We start from the raw sequence: 4859 nt of genomic DNA on the forward strand, positions 1-4859 counted from the left end.
ACCCCACCAGCCAGCTGGGACGGCACCACGGGATATGCCGATACCTTCGCAGTCACCGCTTCCGACGACGACGGCGGGTTCCACATCCACGGGTTCTCCGGCCTGCTCCACATGCTGACCTTCGGGCTGCTCGGCAATCGCGGGGACACCGCCACCGGCACGGTGACGGTGAACGTTGCCGCGACGGCAGAACCGCCGCCGCCGACTCCCCCGCCGCCGACTCCGGAGCCACCCGCGCCGCCCGCGCCCCCCACACCACCGGCTCCCCCCACACCGCCGGCCCCCGCTCCGGAGCCACCCGCGCCGCAGCCGCCCACGACCCCGAGTCCGGCCCAGACTGCCGCTGAGCAAGCTTTTTGGACTCCTGAGCGGGGGGTGGGATTCTCCGTCGGCTCCCTGGGCGCTCTGGCAGGCCAGACGCGAATGGAGGACGCCCTCAAAGAGGTCGCCGACCTCGGTTTCACGATGATCCGTACGTGGGGGACAGACGAGTACACCGGCCGCATCCTCGAGGCGATCACCCGGTTGGACCTGCAACTGACCGCGCAGCCGGGCATCTACATCACCCACGACGGCGACGCCCGTGCACAGATCGACTCCGCCTTGTCCATCATCGCCCCCTACGTGGACAAGGTGGCGGGAGTGAGCCTCGGCAACGAGCAGCTCGCCGACTGGAACGGTTCGGCGACGCTGACCGCGCCGGAGGTACTCGGCCAGGTGCAGTACTTCAAGACCGTGTCATCGCTGCCGGTGACCTACGACTTCTCCGGGGCGACGTTCCTGCCCGGTTCCAGCCAGTGGGGGCAGAACCTTGCCGGTCTTGTGCAGGAACTCGACTACGTGAGCGTTCACGACTACGGCGGGTTCTTCGACAACCGCAACAATCCAGGATGGACGCCGGCGCTGCAGCTGGCCTCGCTGAGATCCTTCGAGACGGCGCTCGCCGATACGCTCGACTCGCTCGGTCTGGGGTCCAAGCCCATCGTCCTGGGTGAAACTGGCTGGCAGAGCACGGGTTACGATCCGGCGGTCACCAACCCCGCGAATCAGCAGCTGTACTACGAGCTGGTCACGCGATACGTCTACGGCCCCGAAGCCCGCTTCGACGGGATGTATTACTTCAATTTCACCGACGAGGCCTGGAAGGGCGGCGACGACAACTGGGGTCTGTTCAGGGAAGGCTCGGCCGACACGATCGGCACGTCGAAGTTCGAGATCGTCCCGGTTCCGCAGGTGCTGACCGGTGAATCACCGACCCCCACACCAACTCCTCCGCCAACCCCACCGACGACCCCCGCGCCCGAGCCGCCGGCGGTCGTCGCTGGATCATTTCCGGTGACCTTGACCAATAACACCGGCGTCTATGGCAATGACGAGATCCACGTGCTGGTCATGGGCCAGGCGACCCCGGGCCAGTGGTCGTGGGTCGATCGCGACGGCGTCGCGCATGCTCTCGACCACACCGCCGCCAATGCCCCGAACCACCTACAGAAGGACGGGGTGAAGTACGCCAACATGTCGTTCACCCTGTCCGAGGCGGGCAATCTTCGGATTCCGCCGGAACTGTTGGGCGGCCGGATCTACGTCTCGATGCAAGACCCGCTGTACATCTCCATCAGCGGCGACAACAGCGGCTGGGCATCTCCTGATCCGGCCAATCCTGGCGACCCGAACTACGACACGATCTACGACTGGTACGAGCTCAGCTTCAAAGACGGCTCAGTCCCCTTTGGCGGCAACACTACTCAGGTTGACCAGTTCGGCTTCCCGTTCACCTTCACTTTGACTCAAAACTCGAGCGGCTTCTCGGGTACCCGCGGCATCTCCCTGACCCGCGATGAAGTGTTCCGGCGGTTCGAAGACACCGTCCCAGATGCATTCCAGACCTTGATCATCCGAGATGACGACGGCAACCCGATCAGGATTTTGGCTCCGCGCTCACAACAGCCCGGCGGGCTGTCCAGTTGGTTCGACGAACCCGTCGATGACTTCTGGACAAAGTACAAGAGCGAACAGTTCGTCTACAACGGACCGGGTTTCACGGTGACCGGCGGCATCGACGCTGACGACCGGTTGGCGTACACGGTGACCAATCCAGGTGGTGTCTCCACGGCTCACACCATGAGTAAGCCGACGACGAAGGAAGTTTTCCGTGCCGACGGGCCGTTCGTGGGCACCGCGCTGCAGGGCGCGTTTCTGGCTCATCTCGACGCCGCGTTCCACCGCGGAGTCGCGACCTCACCGGCCGACTGGGACACTGCCGCCGCCTACTATCCGGTAGGGCAGCGGTGGAACAACTGGGCACAGTTCTTCCACGTCAACAGCGTCGCCGGCTTCGCCTACGGCTTCCCCTATGACGACGTCAACAGCCAAAGCTCCGTGCTGATCCTCAACAACCCTGAGCCATTGAGCGATCTCTCTCTGGTCCTCAACGGCTGATAGCGCAGCCGCACCGGGCGCATATGTTCCGGCCCACCCGGAAAACGCCTAGTTCAGTTGACCTGAGTTAAGCGAAACGGGGTCCGGGTGATGGTTCCGCCCGGACAACCGTAGTTGGAGTCAGCCGTGATCACACCGCCCAGCGTCACCGGGTCCACCGACAACGAGACGATGAGAGGCTCAGTGCGCCCATCGGCGCAGGTGATGGCTCCTGGCCTGGTGACGTTGAAGGTCCAACTGCCACCGGTGAACGTGGCGGGACTGGTCCAGCCCTTGTTGCTGGCCACCGTGCCGGTGCAACCGGCGGCGCCGCAACTCGTCGCAATGGTCCAGACGGCCATGGGGTCGCCGTCAGCCCCTCTGAAGGTGCCGTTGAGCAGCGGCGGATCTGCATGCGCATTGCCGGCCAGTGCGGTGCCCGCGATCGCCGACAGGGCGACGGCGCTGGCCAACGTACGCGAAATACTCACCATAGTGATGTGAAACTAGCAGCCGTCCCACGGCGGCCGCGGTTACCGAACGGGTGATTTCCAGGTTGTGTCCGCGATGTCGCCAGATTGAAATCTGTATTTTCGGCCACCAGGCCATGAGCGGCTGTCGACAGTGGCTGAGCCAATCTGAGGAATACATCGGCGAATGTGAACGACGCGGTGAGGAGTGGAGCGGCATGGCGGTCCACATCGGCGCGCGAATCGGCGCGTTGGCGGACGCAGGTGAGGTGCTGGCCAGCCGCACGGTACGCGACCTCTCGGCCGGATCGGGCCTGATCTTCGAAAGCCTTGGACCGCAACACCTCAAGGGCTTGCCCGAGGAGGTCGAGGTCTACCGAGTCACCAACCGAAGAGCAACCTGAACGCCGCAGCGGAGAGGTTCTAGGCTCCACCGAATGCGGGGCGCAGGATCGGGCTGAGCACAGCGAGCGGGATGTGCGCCTGGACCACGCCGCCGTTCATCGACCACTGGTTGAGCTTGTCGTAGCGAATCGGGGTGTCGTGGGCGACCGGGTAGTCGGGCATATAAAGGATGAGCTCGTTGGGGGTAAGCGCCCATGCCTCGTAGTTGCCGGAGAACGGCGTGGGCGGCGTCCATCGGTCGACGGTAAACGGGTACGTCCCAGGGTGGTTGTATGGCGGCCGCGCTCGATCGAGCGCCTCGGTAACGATGGGCGCCGCCAACGGTGGGATGGCCACCAGCGGATCGACGCCCGGCTTGGTGATGTCGGCCAACTGCAATTGCCTGCCGCTGGCCATGTCGAAGGTGAAGGTGCGGAAGGCGTTCATGAGCTCGACCCCGGAGGAGTTGTATTGCTCGTGGAACACCACACTCAGCGCCGGACCATGGTGGAAAACCTGGAAGTTCTCCGTGCCCCAGCTGTCCTGGACCATCGTTTCGCCCTTGGTGCGCCAGTTGGTGAATAGGTCGCGCAGGTAGGGCCGGATCGCGGAGCTGGTGGTCGGGTTGTCGATGAGATCACCCGGTATCGCCACCCTGATCTCCCGGGTGGCTTGCCGCTCGGACAGCACCGACGTTCGACAGTACTGTCCATCCCAGTCCCCGCCGAGCTCGCTGCAGAACGACTGAGCCGATGCTGAGGCGGCCGGAGCGGTCAGGACCGCCATCGCGACCCCCGCTGCGGCCGCCACCGCCATCATCCGGTTTACCCGCATATTTGCTAGCTCCTATGGCAGTTCGACTGTGCTTGCGAGCCAACGGTTGTCGACTTTCTCCATGGTGATCTTCATCCGGCTGCTGTCACTGCGCGCGTCGGGGCGCGCAGTGTTGGTGACGGTCTGGTCCACCAGCAGCAGAACGGTCACCTTGTCTTTGGATTCGGACTGGATCGCCGAGTCGATGACAACACCGTGGGCGGTGGCCTTGTTGTCCACCAACAACTGCCGAAGCTCCATGCTGTCTTTGGTGTACATGTCCTTGAAGTCACCGGTCGCGCCGTTGAGCACCGCGGCGAAGTTCTCGTCCAGGTTGTTCGAATCGATGCTCGTCAGTACTTGGGCGTAGTTGATAGCCGTCTGCTGGGCATCCCCGGCGGCGTTGTCCAAGGTGTGCTGTTCCCACAACTTCCAGCCGAGAATGCCCGCGAGGCCGAAGGCGCCGAGGTAGACCGCGGCGACCAACCCGATGCGGGCAGAGCGTTTCCACGCGTGGCCGGTTTCTGCGTCGGTGGTTTCGGTTGCTGCTTCCGTTGCTGCTTCGCCTGATTCAGCGTCGCCATTCTCGACGGCATTAGCCACGTCATTCTCGTCTGGTTGATCTGCGGTGTCGCCGTTCTCGGGGGTCACGGCCACGGTGATGTCTCCTTGCGCCTCAGCATGCGACCGGCCCTAACGAGGTGGCTCGATCGGCAGGACCGGTCCACCGTACGGAGTGGGAATGGTGTATCTGCCCGTGCGAGTGGGGTCGGC

5 protein-coding genes are annotated in these 4859 nt (G+C 64.1%); 2 read left to right on the plus strand and 3 right to left on the minus strand.

Annotated features, from left to right (window positions below; genetic code table 11):
- On the plus strand, positions 1 to 2439 hold a 2439-nt coding region (locus tag ACPGXI_RS17580; RefSeq protein WP_526655250.1), incomplete at its 5' end, for a beta-1,3-glucanase family protein.
- 53 nt (positions 2440 to 2492) lie between these two features.
- On the opposite strand, the gene ACPGXI_RS17585 is transcribed toward ACPGXI_RS17580, so the two are convergent.
- A complete protein-coding gene (locus ACPGXI_RS17585; protein ID WP_526655252.1) occupies positions 2493 to 2912 on the minus strand; it encodes a hypothetical protein in 420 nt (139 codons plus the stop codon).
- A 194-nt stretch (positions 2913 to 3106) separates the two neighbouring features.
- Between ACPGXI_RS17585 and ACPGXI_RS17590 the strand changes: the two genes are divergently transcribed.
- Positions 3107 to 3292 carry a hypothetical protein gene (locus tag ACPGXI_RS17590; RefSeq protein WP_526655254.1) on the plus strand — a complete coding sequence of 62 codons (186 nt, stop codon included), beginning with the start codon at positions 3107 to 3109 and terminating at the stop codon, positions 3290 to 3292.
- A gap of 19 nt (positions 3293 to 3311) precedes the next feature.
- Here ACPGXI_RS17590 and ACPGXI_RS17595 read toward each other — a convergent pair whose 3' ends face one another.
- Positions 3312 to 4106 carry a mannan-binding protein gene (locus ACPGXI_RS17595; RefSeq protein ID WP_526655256.1) on the minus strand — a complete coding sequence of 265 codons (795 nt, stop codon included), beginning with the start codon at positions 4104 to 4106 and terminating at the stop codon, positions 3312 to 3314.
- Positions 4107 to 4118: 12 nt separating this feature from the next.
- On the minus strand, positions 4119 to 4742 hold the full coding sequence (locus ACPGXI_RS17600) for an Rv1363c family protein (RefSeq protein WP_526655258.1): 624 nt from the start codon (positions 4740 to 4742) through the stop codon (positions 4119 to 4121).
- Between the last annotated feature and the right edge of the window lie 117 nt (positions 4743 to 4859).

The sequence above is a fragment of the Mycobacterium sp. genome (genome assembly GCF_049608025.1).
In the GTDB taxonomy this organism is placed as follows: domain Bacteria; phylum Actinomycetota; class Actinomycetes; order Mycobacteriales; family Mycobacteriaceae; genus Mycobacterium.

Coding starts and splice junctions, on each gene's coding strand:
- ACPGXI_RS17590 (WP_526655254.1), top strand. CDS start 3,107: ATGGCGGTCCACATCGGCGCGCGAATCGGCGCGTTGGCGGACGCAGGT.
- ACPGXI_RS17585 (WP_526655252.1), bottom strand. CDS start 2,912: ATGGTGAGTATTTCGCGTACGTTGGCCAGCGCCGTCGCCCTGTCGGCG.
- ACPGXI_RS17595 (WP_526655256.1), bottom strand. CDS start 4,106: ATGCGGGTAAACCGGATGATGGCGGTGGCGGCCGCAGCGGGGGTCGCG.